The following is a 14,543-nucleotide window of genomic DNA, read 5'->3' as shown; positions in this document are numbered from 1 at the left end:
TTCGGCGTCAGCGCAGCCGGACCCGTGGGTCGAGAAGGGCGTAGAACACGTCGGACAGCCAGCCCGAGATCAGCACCAGGACGGCGACGAACAGCGTGACGGTCGCCGTGATGTTCGTGTCGTCCTGCTCGATGCCGTAGACCAGCCAGTCGCCCATGCCGTACCAGCCGAAGATCCGCTCCGTGAACGTGCCGCCGGTGATCAGCAGTCCGAACCCGAACGCGAACAGCGTGGCCATCGGCACGAGCGCTGTGCGCAGCCCGTGCTTGAACAGGGCCTTGCGCCGGGTGAGCCCCTTGGCCTGCGCGGTGCGCAGGAAGTCGCTGCCCAGCACGTCGAGCATCGCGCTGCGCTGGTAGCGGCTGTAGTAGGCGATCTGGCCCAGCGCGATCGTCAGCGTCGGCAGGACGAGGTGCTGGATGCGGTCGAGCAGGGCGGCGCCGAAGCTCCCCTGGAAACCCGGGGACGTCTCGCCGGTGAAGACGAGGAGCTGGGCTCCCGCTGCCGTGTTGAGCTGGAGCGCGCCGTACTTGAGGAGCAGCCCGAGCAGGAACACCGGCGTGGACAGGATGACGAACGAGAACAGCGTCGCGAAGTAGTCGCTGAACTTGTACTGCCGGATGGCGCTGGCCACCCCGAGGATCACCCCGAGCCCGATCCCCACCACGGTGCCGAGCAGGAACAGCCGCAGGCTCACGCCGACGCGACGGGGGAGCTCGTCGCTGATGGAGGTGTTGACGACGGTCTGGCCGAAGTCGCCGCGCGCCGCGTCGCCGAGCCAGTGCACGAACCGCGCCGGGATCGGCTCGTCGAGGTGCAGCTCGGCCCGCTTGGCGTCGATCGCGGACTGCGGCGGCGGCGGGTTGCGCTCCTGCAGCTTGGCTATCGGGTCGAACGTCAGTGCGGCGAGGGCGAAGGCCAGGAAGGTGGCGACGAGGCAGAGCGCCACGTAGTTGAACAGTCGGCGCACGAGGAAGCGAGCCATGGATCTCCTTGCTCACGCCGGATGGGTCTCACCGGCCCGTATGTCCGCTCGGCGCGAAAACGGGTGTACCCGCCGGGCTACTGGCGGGTACCTTGAATGCACCTGTGTGTGTTCGGTGTGAGTTTTCGGGGTCCGGTGGCCGCCCGTAACGTGCAGATCCACATGCCTGCGGTGATTGGGCAGGTCTGGGGTGGTGTGACTCGGAATCAGCTCATGTGATCGTTACAGGCGGAGCCGACTCCAACTGGGCTGTCCTGCGGGTTCGCGTCGTCTACCCGGATCGGGGACGGGACCCGAGGCCGGCCGGGTGATCGCGGCCGGAAGGTCGAAGCGGCACCCGAGGGGCCTCGGCGCCCCCGGTCGGATGTTCCGGGTTCGTTCGAATGCGCGAGATTCGGGTCGAACCATTCTGTACGGTCCACCGGGCCGAGTGCCGTGATCATCCGAGTCCGAGAACCAGTGTGGACAAGGGGTCGTGGCGAATCGGTGCCGGGGCGGAGCGACGCGGGTGGGGATCGCCGGGCCGGGCTCGGCAGAGGCAGGACGGCTGAGCGTGCGCTCGAGCACGGACGATGCCGGCAGCCGGGAGCCTCGTCAGCGTGGCGTCGAGCCCGCTCGGCGCTGTGCCCAGCGCGGTCCGGGCCTCGTCCGGAAACCGATCCACGCGATCTCGCGGCATTCGTGAATCGACATCAAGATCGGCATCCCGTTGTCGACCGATTCGATCAGCCGGGCAGGGGAGAGGATTTCCGTCGCGTTCGGTCTCGTGTCGGGGGCGCGATCGGCGAGTGCGCGAGATCGCCGATCATGCTTCGCCCGCGCCGCCGATCGTGCCCACTTCGGACTTCGGGGCCATTGTGGAGGCTGCGCTGGGGGCTCCGGGGTGGCACGGTGTGAGGATGCCGCCCGCGAGAGCGACCGCCGTGAACGCCACTGCCGCCGCGCTGCTCGGACTGCTGCACGACGGGCCGATGACCGGAGGGCAGTTGGTCGCGACCGCGGGCCAGCGGTTCGGCTCCTTCTTCTCCGTCACCCGGAGCCAGGTGTACCGGGAGTTGCCGGTGCTCGCGGACGCGGGGTTGCTGAAGCTCGGGAAGCAGGGTCCGCGAGCGTCGCAGCAGTACGCGATCACGGCGGCGGGGCGGCGGTCGTTCAAGGCCTGGCTCGCCACGGGAGGCGGGGCCGACCCGCTGCGCAGCCCGCTGGTGCTGCGGCTGCTCTACGCCGGGTCGCTCACGGTCAAGCAGCGCGCCGAGTTGGTGCGCAGCAGCCGGGAGGCGTACACCGCGCGGCTGGAGGCGGCCCGCGCCACCGCGCGCGGTGAGCCTGACCCGCACCGCAAGGCTGTCGCCGACTTCGCGGTGGCGCACGCCCGTTCGATGCTCAAGCTGCTGGACGCGATCCCGACGGAGTAAGCGCAACCGCGTAACCTGGAGCGTTGTGAACCCCGACGCCGCAGCCGACCTGAAGGAACTCTCCACCACGCTGGAGAGCATCGAGGCGGTCACCGACCTGCCTGCGCTGCGCGCCGAGATCGCCGACCTCTCCGACCAGGCGGGCCAGCCCGATCTCTGGAACGACGCCGACGCTGCGCAGAAGGTCACCAGCAGGCTGGCGCACGCCCAGGGCGACCTGCGCCGGCTCGAGGACCTGCGGCGCCGCCTCGAGGACCTGCCCGTGCTCTACGAGCTCGCGGAGGACGAGTCCGACGAGGGCGCCATCGCCGATGCCGACGCCGAGCGGGCCAAGCTCCGTGAGGACATCGCCTCGCTCGAGGTGCGCACGCTGCTCTCGGGTGAGTACGACGAGCGCGAGGCGCTCGTGACCATCCGGGCCGAGGCCGGTGGCGTCGACGCGGCCGACTTCGCCGAGATGCTCATGCGCATGTACATGCGCTGGGCGGAGCGCCACGGCTACGGCACCGACGTGTACGACACCTCCTACGCGGAGGAGGCCGGCATCAAGTCGGCCACGTTCCAGGTGCACGCCCCGTTCGCCTACGGCACGCTCTCGGTCGAGCAGGGCACCCACCGGCTCGTGCGGATCTCGCCGTTCGACAACCAGGGTCGCCGCCAGACGTCGTTCGCCGGCGTGGAGGTGGCACCGGTCGTCGAGTCCAGCGACCACGTGGAGATCGACGAGAAGGACCTCCGGGTCGACGTCTACCGCTCCTCGGGGCCCGGCGGCCAGGGCGTCAACACCACCGACTCCGCCGTACGGCTCACCCACATCCCCACCGGCATCGTCGTCAGCTGCCAGAACGAGCGCTCCCAGCTGCAGAACAAGGCCACGGCGATGCTGGTGCTGCAGGCCAAGCTGCTGGCCCGGCAGCGCCAGGAGGAGCGGGCCAGGATGGACGCCCTCAAGGACACCGGCTCGTCGTGGGGCAACCAGATGCGCTCCTACGTGCTGCACCCGTACCAGATGGTCAAGGACCTGCGCACCGACTACGAGGTGGGCAACCCCTCCGTGGTGCTCGACGGGGAGATCGACGGCTTCATCGAGGCCGGCATCCGGTGGCGGCGCAGCCAGTCCGCCGACTCCTGAGGGCCGCGGCGAGAGTGACCGGGGCTGCATGACCGGCGGCCCCGGCCGTCCCCGCTTCTGATCGTCGCCGGCGGCTTTTCCGCCTCCTGATCTGCGCCCGATATGTCGGCATGATCGACGCGAAATACGCCGATGTGCCGAGCGGTTGGTCCTGGGCGCCAAGGGGACGGGTCGGATGTCAGCCCGACGTGCACCCGCCGGTAGCCTCCGCATCCGTGATCCGCCTCGAACGTGTCACCAAGCTCTACAAGACCTCGACGCGGCCCGCGCTGGATCGCGTGTCGGTTGCCGTCGACAAGGGCGAGTTCGTCTTCCTCATCGGGCCATCGGGCTCGGGGAAGTCGACCTTCCTGCGGCTACTGCTCAGAGAGGACGTCCCGACGCGCGGCAACATCTTCGTCTCCGACCTCAACGTCGCGAAGCTGCCACGACGCCGCGTCCCCCGGCTGCGTCAGCGGATCGGCTGCGTGTTCCAGGACTTCCGGCTGCTGCCCAACAAGACCGTCGGGGGCAACGTCGCGTTCGCCCTCGAGGTGATCGGCAAGCAGTCCGCGACCATCAAGAAGGTCGTGCCGGAGGTCCTCGACCTCGTCGGGCTGCAGGGCAAGGCCGAGCGGATGCCGCACGAGCTGTCCGGTGGTGAGCAGCAGCGCGTCGCGATCGCACGGGCGTTCGTGAACCGGCCGCTGGTGCTGCTGGCCGACGAGCCGACCGGGAACCTGGACCCCGACACCAGCCAGGACATCATGCTGCTGCTGGAGCGGATCAACCGCACGGGCACCACGGTCGTGATGGCCACCCACGACCACTCGATCGTCGACTCGATGCGCCGCCGGGTCGTCGAGCTGGATCTCGGGCAGGTCGTGCGCGACGAGTCCCGCGGCGTCTACGGCGTGGGGCGGTAGAAGGTGCGTTCGGACTTCGTCGTCCGCGAGGTCGTCACCGGCCTGCGGCGCAACGTCACGATGACGGTCGCGATGGTGCTGACCACCGCGATCTCGCTCGGGCTGGTGGGTACCGGTCTGCTGGCCGTGCGCACGATCGACCGCACCGAGCAGCTCTACAGCGACCGGGTCGAGGTGCAGGTCGCGCTCACCTCCGACGTCTCGGCCAACGACAAGGACTGCAGCCAGCCCGTCTGCGCCGGCCTGAAGTCCACCCTGGAGAACTCACCGCTCGTGGAGTCGGTGCGCTTCGAGAACCAGGAGCAGGCCTACGAGCGCTACAAGGAGCTGTTCGCCGGGCAGTCGCTCGCCGACCTCGTGCGCCCCCAGTCGCTGCCGGCGACGCTGCGGGTGCGGCTGTCCGACCAGCAGGCGGGCGCCGACGCCGTGCGCCAGGCGATGGCGGGGCAGGTCGGCGTGCGCAACGTGATCGACCAGCGCGACGTCGTCGCGAAGCTGTTCGACTTCCTGGGCGGCGTCCGCAACGTGACGTTCGCGCTCGCGATGGTGCAGGCGGTCGCGGCGCTGCTGCTGATCTCCAACACCGTCCAGGTCTCGGCGTTCACCCGCCGTACCGAGGTCGGCGTCATGCGGCTCGTCGGCGCCACACGCTGGTACACGCAGCTCCCGTTCCTCATCGAGGCCGTCGTGACCGGCGTCGTCGGCGCGCTCATCGCCGTCGGGGGGCTCCTGGTCGGGAAGTTCCTCTTCATCGACGAGCTGCTCAGCGGGATCGTGTCCAACGGTGTCGTGCCGCCGATCGAGGTCGCCGACATCATCTGGGTGTCGCCGATCCTGGTGATGATCGGTGCCGGCATCGCGGCCGTCACCGGCTATGTGACGCTGCGGCTGTACGTCCGGCTGTGACAACCGGGGGAGACCCGCGCGGCCGCGGAGGGCGGCAATCGGGTGGCCCGTCCGCGTACTCTGGGTAGGTGAAGGAGAAAGGCCGCTCGGTGATCGCGCAGAACCGGAAGGCACGACACGACTACGCGATCCTCGATACGTACGAGGCCGGCGTGGCGTTGCTCGGCACCGAGGTGAAGAGCCTGCGCCTGGGCCGCGCGTCCCTCGTCGACGCGTTCGCCACCGTCGACGACGGCGAGGTCTGGCTGCGCGGGCTGCACATTCCCGAGTACACCCAGGGCAGCTGGACCAACCACGAACCGCGTCGCACCCGCAAGCTGCTGCTGCACCGGGGCGAGATCGAGCGGTTGATCGGCAAGATCCGCGAGGGCGGTCTCACCCTGGTTCCCCTGTCGCTGTACTTCAGCGACGGCAAGGTGAAGTGCGAGATCGCGCTCGCGCGGGGCAAGAAGTCCTACGACAAGCGCACCGACCTCGCCAAACGCGACGCCGACCGGGAGATCCAGCGGGCCTACGGGCGCGCTGCCAAGGGGCGGGCCCGGGAGCTGAGGTGACGGCGGCGCCCGCGGCCGTGGAGGGTGTTCCCGCTCCGCCGCAGGCGGACGACGACGTCCCGCGGTTCCTCGCCGATCTCGGCGTGCCCGGGATCGTCGACGTGCACGTGCACTTCCTGCCCGAGCCGGTGCTGCGCAAGGTCTGGGCCTACTTCGACCAGGCCCAGACCCACTACGGGATGGACTGGCCCATCCACTACCGCACCTCCGAGGCGGACCGGGTGGCCACGCTGCAGAAGCTCGGCGTGCGGACGTTCGCCCCGCTGGTCTACCCGCACAAGCCGGGCATGGCCCGGTGGCTCACCGACTGGATCACGGAGTTCGCCGCCGCCACCCCCGACGCCGTGGCGACCGCGACGCTGTTCCCCGAGTCGGACGTCGCCGACTACGTGGGCGCCGCCGTCGAGGCCGGGGCGCGGGTGGTGAAGGTGCACGTCCAGGTGGGTGGGTTCGACCCGCGCGACCCGCTGCTGCGCCCGGCGTGGGGGCTGCTCGCCGACGCGGGCGTGCCCGCCGTCGTCCACTGCGGGCACGGGCCCCTGCGGGGGCACTACACGGGGCTCGACGTCTTCGGCGAGGTGCTCGCCGAGCACCCACGGCTACCGGTGGTGCTCGCCCATGCCGGCATGCCCGACTTCGCCGGCGCCCTGGACCTGGTGCACCGCTACGAAAACGTGCACCTCGACACCACGATGGTCGGCACGCCGTTCAGCCTTCAGATGGCGCCGCTGCCGCCCGACTGGCCCGCGCTTCTCGCCGACGTCTCCGAGCGCGTCGTCTTCGGCTCGGACTTCCCCAACATCCCGTACGCCTACGCGGAGCAGGTCCGGGCCGTCGCGGGCTGGGCCGCTGCCGATCAGCGTCTGGGGCCGGCCTTCCTGCGGTCGGTACTGCACGACGCCCCGCGGCGGCTGCTCGCGCTCTGAGCGCTGTCCGGTTGTGGATCGGTACGACCGGGTAGTCCCCGGCATGGACATCGGGGTGCTGCTCGTCATCGTCGTGGTGATCGTCGCGGTGCTGCTCGTCACCGGCCTCAGTGCGATCCGGGCACGGAACCGCCGGCAGGAGCAGCAACGGCTGGAGGCGGCCGAACACCGCCACGAAGCGGAGATCCGGACCGCCAGCGCGGAGCGGCGCGAGGCCGAAGCCGCCGAACGCGCGGCCAAGGCCCGCCACGAGGAGGCACGGGCCAACGAGGAGGCCGCCCGGGCCCAGCAGGACCGCGAGGTGGCCCAGGAGCGGCAGGCGGCGGCCGACCGGATCGACCCCGATGTGCGAGGGAAGGGCCGCCGCAACCACGACGACCCCGACGACGGCACCCCCGCGGCAGGCGCCGGCGCCGGCGAGAGTGCGGATCCCGCCGCGAGCACCGACCGGATGAACCTCGACCAGCGCACCGACTCACCGGAGCGCAACGGCGCACTGGGCCGTCCGAACGCGACGGACGCCCGGGACGGCACCGGCTCGGCGCAGGGCGCCGACCCCGCCCACGCGGGCCGGATGGACGTCGGTGAGCACGGCGACCCGGTCCACGACGACGACCCGGCCGCGCGGACGGACCGGATGGACTTCGGTGACCGCACCGACTCGCCGCAGACCCCCGCCGGCGCACCCCAGGGCGCCGATCCGGCGGCGCGCACGGACCGCATTCCCGTCGGCGACCAGGGACAAGGGAACGGCCCCACGCACGGTGACACCCGGGCCACCGCCCCGGTGAGCGGAGCCGGGATCTCCGGTGGGGCTCACGCCACCGCCGGGGCGGCACCCGCGGCGGAGGTCGGCGGCACCGAGCCGGGTCGGCCCGACGTCGCTGCCGGCCCCGAGGGCGGACGCGGACCCGTTGCCGATGGCGAGACCGGTCAGCCGGGTGCGGATCCGGTGACGTCCGTGCCCGGTCAGCGCAGCGGTGAACACGACCGGCCGGGCCACACCGTCCCCGAGCCGGAAATGCAGGCCGGTGACCAGTGCACCATCGATCGACCCGCCGGCGAGGCCGACCGCGACCGGTCCGACCGCAGCCCGGTGCGCTCGATCACCGACCGGCTGCTGGGCCGCAACCGCTGATCGCCGAACCGGGATGAAGCCGGACGCCGCAGGCGTTACTCTGTGCGGACGCCCCGCCGCGGGCGTAGAAGGGGGTGAACGGTTTCGACTCCGGACGTCGATCAAGGGGAAGCGTGTCGAGGAAGGCGACGATGATCTCGTTAACCATATGTCGCAACCTTATAAGCGCCGATTCCAATCAGCGCGACTTCGCCCTCGCCGCCTGAGCGAGTGTGAGTCTGTCGGACCGGGTGCGTTCCCCGACCCGGACCCCGGCATCAGCTAGGGGACTTACCTGTCCGCCCGGTCGCGGGGCGGACGGGGACATCAAACAGCGACTGGGATCGTCACACCGGCTCGTCCGCATGACCGGTGGATCCGAGTAGAGGCAGCGCGGACTGCACACGGAGAAGCCCTTGTGAAGCGACGGAGGACCCGGGTTCGATTCCCGGCACCTCCACTCGACCGAAGGCGTGCCTGCTCGGCGGGCACGCCTTCGCTCGTTTCGGTCATCGTCATCTCGTGCGGGGGCCAAGCCCCCGCGCCCCCGGCCGGGGGCTCGCCCCCGGACCCCCATCTGTCGATGCGCGGTTGTGTTGTCTGGTGCGGGTGAGCGGGCGGCGCGCCGCTCGTACCGGTCGTCGTCGTGTTGTGCGAGGGCCGCGCACCGGGCCCCGGTCGTCGCGGCTTCTTTCGCGTGGGCCGTGCCGGGTCCTCTCAGCCCTCGGCCACGAGTCGTTCCAGGCGGGTCAGGCCGTCGTCCAGCCACTGCCGCACCTCACCTGCGGCTTTGCCGCCGTGGGTCTCGGGCTGGTGGCCGAGGAACGACAGGTGCAGCACCACCGACGAGCGGCCGGGTGCGGCGTGCTCGACCTGCAGCCAGCCCGCGTAGTCGGGCGCGTGGCCCCACTCCACCCGAAGCTGCTCGGGCCGGACCTGCACGGTGCCCTCGCTGTCCACGCCCCGCTTCTCGACGTCGGCGTGCACCTCGCCCTCACCGGTGGGCTGCACGTCGACCGGTCCCGGCATCCATTCCGGGAGCCGGTCCAGATCGGAGACCACCGCGAAGACCGTGTCCGCGTCGGCCGGCATCCCGCGTTCCGCCTCGAATTCCGCCATGGCGAAGACGTACCCCGGCTCCCGCCCTTTCAGGCGTGGGCGATCACGCTCCCAGCGGTAGCTCCGAGACGTGGGCCTCGACGACGCGCCAGCCCTCGGGGAGCCGCACCCACGTCTGGCTCTGCCTGCCCTCGATCGCGCGGTCGGGGTAGCTGATCAGCGTCGTGACCACCGCCGTCCGGTCGTCGACGGCCAGCACCCGGGTGTCGCGGAGCGTCCGGCCCGGCGGCACAGACGGGTGCGTGTGGCGCCAGGCCTCGATCTCGTCGGCGCCCTGCTGCCGGTCGGCGATCCCGAAGCGCACGCACCGGGGGTCGTCCCAGAAGAGCTCGGTCATGACGGCGACGTCCCCGTCGGCGAGCGCGCGTTCGTACCGCTCGAACGCGGACCGCACCTCCGCGACCACCTCCGGCCGGTCGAACGTGACCTGCTCCGGGGCCCGCTGGTCGGGCATGTCCTGATCCATACCTCGACGGTAGCGCTGCGCGAGCCCGAAGAGCATGGCGGACCATCGCGTCCACCGGTCGGCAGGGCGGTGCCTGCTACCCGCCCGCGCTGACCCCGATCGCCATCCCCACGAGGAACGTCGCACCAGCGGCGATCACCCCGAACGCCAGCTGCCGCAGCCCGCTGAAGAGCCAGGTCCGGGTGGTGAACCGGGACGTCAGCGCCCCGACGACGAACAGGCCGACTCCCCCGACGAGCAGTCCGAGAAGGAGGGACGACGACCCGAGCAGGAACGGGACCAGCGGGATGATCCCGCCGACGGCGAAGCAGAGGAACGACGAGATCGCCGCGGTCCACGGCGAGGGCTGGTCGTCCACGTCGACGCCGAGCTCCTGCGCGACGTGGACCTTCACCGCCAGCTCGGGGTCGGAGTGCACCTCGCGGGCCATCGCCTCCGCCGTCGGGGCGCTCAACCCCATCTCCCGGTACATCTCGGCGAGCTCGGCCTCCTCGGCGCGCGGGTGCCTGCGGATCTCCTCCCGCTCCACGGCCACCTCGTTGGCCACGGCCTCGTTCTGGGTGCCGACCGAGGCGAACTCGCCGAGCGCCATCGAGAACGCTCCGGCGACAAGGCCCGCCATGCCGGTCAGGATGATCACGTGCCTGCTCGCGCCGCCACCGCCGACACCGGAGATGAGCGCGATGTTCGTGACGAGGCCGTCCATCGCGCCGAAGACGGCGGCCCGCAACCAGCCGCCGGAGACGTCGGTGTGGTGGTGGTCGTGCGCGTGCTCGGCGAACTCCGCCGAGCCCGGGAGCTGCGTCATCGGACCAGCGTAACCACGCTCCACCGTCCAGGTTGGACTATGGAGAGCCTGGCCTCGGGTGGGTGCAGCCATACCTCAGCCCGGCAATCTGTCCCTTTCGCCGCGTTTACGTGATCACGCTCGGACTGCCACCATCGATTCGTGCCCCTTTCCGTCGGAATCAACCACGTGACGTCGTCCACCGCCGACCTCGACCGGCTCGTGACGTTCTACTCACAGATGTTCGGCGCCCGGAAGGTCTTCGAGAGCGCGAAGACCGACACTCATGGTCGGATGGCGATCGTCGAGCTCGGCGGAACCAGGTACGTGAAGATCGTCGAGGACGAGGCCGGCACCACTGCTTCGGCACCCAGGACGCCCAGCGCGCATGCGGTGACCGAGCGATTCGGACTTGCCGTCGACTCCTACTCCGCATTGCGAGACCTCCGGGAACGGATGGTCCGCGCCGGCGCGGATGCCGATGAGATCGAGCGGCTCCCCGCGCAGTGGGTACTGCGCTTCACGGATCCGGACGGCACACCGCTCCAGGTCTGCGCGCACGCTCAGCCGGGCGACGATGCCGTCTGACGCGGCGTCACCCGTCCGTCCACCGGGGCGGGGCGTGGCTGACCGATTCGTGGCGGAGGGCGCCGCTAGGCTGATCGCGTGGATCGGGGACGGGTGCTCGACGTCGTCGGGACGGTTGCTCGGCTCGGCCTGGCCGCGGTGTGGCTGACCTCCGGCGTCCTCAAGGCCATCGATCCCGACCAGACCTACATCGCCGTTCGCGCCTACGACGTGCTGCCCCCCATCGGCGTCGAGGTGGTGGCGGGCATCTTGCCGTGGTTCGAGATCGCGCTCGGTGTGCTGCTACTGGTCGGGGTGGGCATCCGGACGGTGGGTGTGCTGTCGGTCCTGCTGCTCCTGGGGTTCGTCGCCGGCGTCTCCCAAGCGTGGGCTCGCGGGCTGCTGATCGACTGCGGCTGCTTCGGCGGTGGGGGTGCCGTGGCGCCCGGCCAGACGGCCTACGTGCAGGAGTTGCTGCGCGACACCGGGTTCATCGTGCTGGCCGCCTGGCTGGTGGCGCGGCCGCGGACGCTGCTGTCGCTGGACTCTCGACTCGAGAACACGGGAAGGACCTGACATGGGTGGGGCGTCGAGAAACGAGAAGAAGCGCCGGCAGGCGGAGGCGAACCGGCGCCTCGCCGCGGCGGGCATCAGCGTTCCCCCGAAGCGCAACCGCACGCCGCTGATCGTGGTGGCGGTGGTCGTGGTGGTGGCCGTGGTCGCCGGGGTGGCGGTGCTGCTGAACCGGAACGGTTCGAGCGCCGACGTCGCCCCCACCTACACCGCCACCGCGTCCGGTGCGGTGATCACCGCAGGCAACGGCCCCGCCACGATCGACACCTACGAGGACTTCCTCTGCCCGCAGTGCGAGCGGTTCGAGCAGCGCTACGGCAATGAGATCACCACCGCCCTGAACAACGGGCAGGTGACGGTGCGCTTCCACACGATCGCGATCCTCGACCCCTCCACCACGCCGCCCGGCTACTCCACCCGCGCGGCGAACGCGGCCCTGTGCGCCGTGCCCGCCGGCATCTACCCGGCCTACCGCGAGAAGCTGTTCGCTGAGCAGCCTGCTGAGGGGAGCGCGGGGCTCACCAACGACCAGCTCATCCAGTTCGGCACCGAGCTCGGGGCCACGGGCGACTTCGCCGCGTGCGTGAACGGCGCGACGAACGCCGCCGCCGTCACCGCGGAGACCGAGGCCTCGGCCGCCAACCCGGCGCTGCAGACCAACGGCCAGTTCGGCACGCCCACCGTGGCCGTCGGCGGCGCCAAGATCGATCTGAACAACACCAACTGGCTCAAGGACGCCATCGCCGCCGGTCGCTGACCAGGCCTTCGACGTGCCGGGCCGCGCGGGCTGCCGCACGGCCCGGCACGTCGGTCAGGCGGTGCGCGCCGGGTGGTCCCAGGCGATCTGAGGCCGTTCGCCGCCGAGGTGGCGGCCGAACCAGTCGAGGATGATCTCGGCGCGCTGCACGCGGTGGCGCGGCGAGCCGCTTCGCGACAGCTCGTGGCCCTCCTCCGGGAACCGCCAGTACTCCACCGTCTTGCCCAGCAGCCGCAGCGCCACGTACAGCTGGTCGGCCTGCTCGATGTGGCAGCGCAGGTCGTCCTCGGAGTGCAGGATCAGCACGGGCGTGGTGATGTCCCGGACGTAGGTGATCGGCGAGATCCGCTGGTAGAGCTCGGGTGCGTCCAGGTGGCTGAGGCCGAACTCGTAGCGGAAGAAGCCGGCCACGTCGGAGCTCGTCTCCAGGGACGACACGTTGTTGACCGCCCGCTCGCTGCACGCGGCGGCGAAGCGGTCGGTGTGCCCGATCAGCCAGCTCGTGAGGTAGCCGCCGTAGGAGCCACCCAGCACCCCGACGCGCTCGGCGTCGAGCGACCGGTCGCGCTCCAGCGCGGCGTCGAGCACCGCGAGCACGTCGTCGGCGTCGATGCCGCCCCAGCCGGTGCCGGGCGCATCGGGCGCCTCGGGCGGCCGGATGGCCCGGCACCACGCGTCGGTGTGGCCGGTGGAGCCGTGCGGGTTGCAGTAGACGACCGCGTACCCGGCGCCCGCCCACAGCTGGAACTCGTCGAACCAGGAGTTCGTGTACTGCGCCATCGGGCCACCGTGGATGGACAGCAGCACCGGCACCCGCGCGCCGTCCGGCACGCCCGCCGGACGCACCATCCAGGCGTCGATGTCGCCGTCGCCCGCGGGGGAGGGGACGGTGAAGTGTTCGGGCTGGGCCACCGGCACGGCCGCGTGGAACGCGGCGCCGACCGAGGTGAGCTGCCGCTCCGTCCCGTCCTCGTCACGGACGAACACCTCGGGCAGCGTGGTGGGGGTGGCGGCGACGAACGCGAACGTGCCGCCCACGTAGTCGAACCCGCTGATCAGCCGGGTGCCGCCGACCAGCAGTTCGGGCTGCCCGGACCCGTCGGCGGGGACGCGGTACACGTGCACGGAGCCGTGTTCCTCGACCGAGAACAGCAGGTTCCCGTCGTGCCAGAGCGGGTCCCGGGCGCTCGGGGGAGCGCACTGACGGTCGAGCGCCCCGGTGAGGATCTGCTGCTCGCCCGTGGCGACGTCGGTGACGGCGAGGTGCGCGTGGGACGGCAGGAGCCGGACGTCCTCGGTGAGGGTGGCGATGCGCGTGCCGTCCGGGCTGAACGAGGGCCGGGAGTGGGACAGGCCGCGGTCGGTGAGCGCGCGGGGGTCGGCGTCGGGTGTGCCTGCCGGTCCGAGGTCGATCAGGTGGATGTCCTGGACGAGGTCGAGATCCCAGTCCTTGCCCCGCGAGGTGGCGACCGCCAGCCGCCTGCCGTCCGGCGACCACGCGGGCCCGCCGTGCTCGTACGGGCCGCCGGCCACCAGACGTGGCGTGCTGGAGCCGTCGGCAGGCACCACGAACACGCTGCGGGGCCGGTCGACGATCCACCCCTCGCCGTCGAGACGCGTGAACAGCCGGTCGATGCGCCGCGGCGGGCGCCCGCGCTCGTCCTCGCCATCGCCGTAGCGACCCGTGCGCTCGCGCGAGGCGAACGCGATGCGCGTGCCGTCGGGCGACCACACCGGCTCTTCGATGGCCTCCTCGCGCTCGCAGACCGTGATCGTCTCCCCTGCGATCCCGACGGGCACCACGTGGAGCGTGTGGAGCCCCTTCTCCTCGGAACGCCTGCTGGTGAACGCGAGCCTGCGCCCGTCCGGCGACCACCTCGGCTGGCCGTCGCCGTGCTCGCCGGTGGTGAGCGGGTAGGGCGCCGTCGACCCGTCGGCCGCGGCGAGCCAGACGGCGCGGCGGTACCGGTTCTTCTCCAGGTCGACCCGGGTGACCACGAAGGCGACCAGCCGGCCGTCGGGGGAGACCCTCGGATCGCTGGTGGTGACGAGTTGTCCGATGTCGGCAGGTTTCACCGGTTGACCGTAGATCAGCCTCGGCGGCAGCGGCGACCCCGTTGCCGGGGCCGGACGGGCATCGTGTAACTTCGTTTCCGCAAGGGGCTGTGGCGCAGCTGGTAGCGCACTTGACTGGCAGTCAAGGGGTCAGGGGTTCGAATCCCCTCAGCTCCACTCTTGCACCCGAAGCCCCCCGCTTGAGTTTCTGCAGGTCAGGCGGAGTATCTCGGTTCTGATGATGATCTTCGAGTGATCGTTGGCGTCGCTGTGCTGCGA

15 protein-coding genes, 1 tRNA gene and 1 other RNA gene are annotated in these 14,543 nt (G+C 71.0%); 12 read left to right on the top strand and 5 right to left on the bottom strand.

The features are described 5' to 3' along the window. Positions 1-7: 7 nt before the first annotated feature. Positions 8-985, bottom strand: coding sequence for an ABC transporter permease (locus HF577_RS04850; protein WP_169394505.1), 978 nt, complete (start codon positions 983-985; stop codon positions 8-10). An 899-nt stretch (positions 986-1,884) separates the two neighbouring features. On the opposite strand from HF577_RS04850, the gene HF577_RS04845 reads away from it, so the two are divergent. The 8 genes from HF577_RS04845 to ssrA all read left to right on the top strand — a co-directional run bounded on the left by HF577_RS04845 (position 1,885) and on the right by ssrA (position 8,403). Next, the gene (locus HF577_RS04845) at positions 1,885-2,400 is read left to right on the top strand and encodes a PadR family transcriptional regulator (protein ID WP_169394504.1); all 516 of its coding nucleotides are present in this window, start codon (positions 1,885-1,887) and stop codon (positions 2,398-2,400) included. Between the two features lie 25 nt (positions 2,401-2,425). Beyond that, the gene (prfB, locus tag HF577_RS04840; protein ID WP_169394503.1) at positions 2,426-3,532 is read left to right on the top strand and encodes a peptide chain release factor 2; all 1,107 of its coding nucleotides are present in this window, start codon (positions 2,426-2,428) and stop codon (positions 3,530-3,532) included. Positions 3,533-3,747: 215 nt separating this feature from the next. Continuing rightward, complete coding sequence (gene ftsE / locus HF577_RS04835) at positions 3,748-4,437, top strand: cell division ATP-binding protein FtsE (protein WP_169394502.1); 690 nt, start codon at positions 3,748-3,750, stop codon at positions 4,435-4,437. Between the two features lie 3 nt (positions 4,438-4,440). Next, positions 4,441-5,343, top strand: a complete 903-nt coding sequence (ftsX, locus tag HF577_RS04830; protein WP_169394501.1) for a permease-like cell division protein FtsX — start codon at positions 4,441-4,443, stop codon at positions 5,341-5,343. A gap of 68 nt (positions 5,344-5,411) precedes the next feature. Further along, positions 5,412-5,897 carry an SsrA-binding protein SmpB gene (gene smpB / locus HF577_RS04825; protein ID WP_169394500.1) on the top strand — a complete coding sequence of 162 codons (486 nt, stop codon included), beginning with the start codon at positions 5,412-5,414 and terminating at the stop codon, positions 5,895-5,897. Continuing rightward, a complete protein-coding gene (locus HF577_RS04820) occupies positions 5,894-6,823 on the top strand; it encodes an amidohydrolase family protein (RefSeq protein WP_312858943.1) in 930 nt (309 codons plus the stop codon). Before smpB ends, HF577_RS04820 begins: the two co-directional genes overlap by 4 nt. Before the next feature lie 13 nt (positions 6,824-6,836). Further along, a complete protein-coding gene (locus HF577_RS04815; RefSeq protein WP_169394499.1) occupies positions 6,837-7,961 on the top strand; it encodes a hypothetical protein in 1,125 nt (374 codons plus the stop codon). A gap of 70 nt (positions 7,962-8,031) precedes the next feature. Beyond that, positions 8,032-8,403: a transfer-messenger RNA gene (gene ssrA / locus HF577_RS04810) on the top strand. Between the two features lie 254 nt (positions 8,404-8,657). Here ssrA and HF577_RS04805 read toward each other — a convergent pair. The 3 genes from HF577_RS04805 to HF577_RS04795 form a co-directional block, all read right to left on the bottom strand. Then, positions 8,658-9,059 carry an SRPBCC family protein gene (locus HF577_RS04805; RefSeq protein ID WP_169394498.1) on the bottom strand — a complete coding sequence of 134 codons (402 nt, stop codon included), beginning with the start codon at positions 9,057-9,059 and terminating at the stop codon, positions 8,658-8,660. Positions 9,060-9,102: 43 nt separating this feature from the next. Next, on the bottom strand, positions 9,103-9,525 hold the full coding sequence (locus HF577_RS04800) for an AtzH-like domain-containing protein (protein ID WP_246265807.1): 423 nt from the start codon (positions 9,523-9,525) through the stop codon (positions 9,103-9,105). A 76-nt stretch (positions 9,526-9,601) separates the two neighbouring features. Beyond that, a complete protein-coding gene (locus tag HF577_RS04795; RefSeq protein WP_169394497.1) occupies positions 9,602-10,333 on the bottom strand; it encodes a VIT1/CCC1 transporter family protein in 732 nt (243 codons plus the stop codon). Positions 10,334-10,474: 141 nt separating this feature from the next. On the opposite strand from HF577_RS04795, the gene HF577_RS04790 reads away from it, so the two are divergent. The 3 genes from HF577_RS04790 to HF577_RS04780 all read left to right on the top strand — a co-directional run bounded on the left by HF577_RS04790 (position 10,475) and on the right by HF577_RS04780 (position 12,209). After that, entirely contained in the window at positions 10,475-10,900 is a 426-nt protein-coding gene (locus HF577_RS04790; RefSeq protein WP_169394496.1) for a VOC family protein, read from the top strand. Positions 10,901-10,978: 78 nt separating this feature from the next. Further along, positions 10,979-11,455: a MauE/DoxX family redox-associated membrane protein gene (locus tag HF577_RS04785; RefSeq protein WP_169394495.1), complete on the top strand. Its 477-nt coding sequence runs from the start codon at positions 10,979-10,981 to the stop codon at positions 11,453-11,455. 1 nt (position 11,456) lies between these two features. Then, on the top strand, positions 11,457-12,209 hold the full coding sequence (locus tag HF577_RS04780) for a DsbA family protein (protein WP_169394494.1): 753 nt from the start codon (positions 11,457-11,459) through the stop codon (positions 12,207-12,209). 54 nt (positions 12,210-12,263) lie between these two features. Here the strand turns inward: HF577_RS04780 and HF577_RS39605 are convergent, their stop codons facing one another. Continuing rightward, positions 12,264-14,285: a S9 family peptidase gene (locus HF577_RS39605; RefSeq protein WP_169394493.1), complete on the bottom strand. Its 2,022-nt coding sequence runs from the start codon at positions 14,283-14,285 to the stop codon at positions 12,264-12,266. A gap of 83 nt (positions 14,286-14,368) precedes the next feature. Between HF577_RS39605 and HF577_RS04770 the strand changes: the two genes are divergently transcribed. Further along, positions 14,369-14,441 (top strand) — tRNA-Ala (locus HF577_RS04770). The last annotated feature ends 102 nt before the right edge of the window (positions 14,442-14,543 follow it).

Origin of the sequence: Pseudonocardia xinjiangensis, assembly GCF_012911925.1 — a bacterium.
GTDB lineage: Bacteria > Actinomycetota > Actinomycetes > Mycobacteriales > Pseudonocardiaceae > Pseudonocardia > Pseudonocardia xinjiangensis.
The sequence above is the reverse complement of the archived record's forward strand: the minus strand, read 5'-3'. Positions and strand labels throughout refer to the sequence as shown.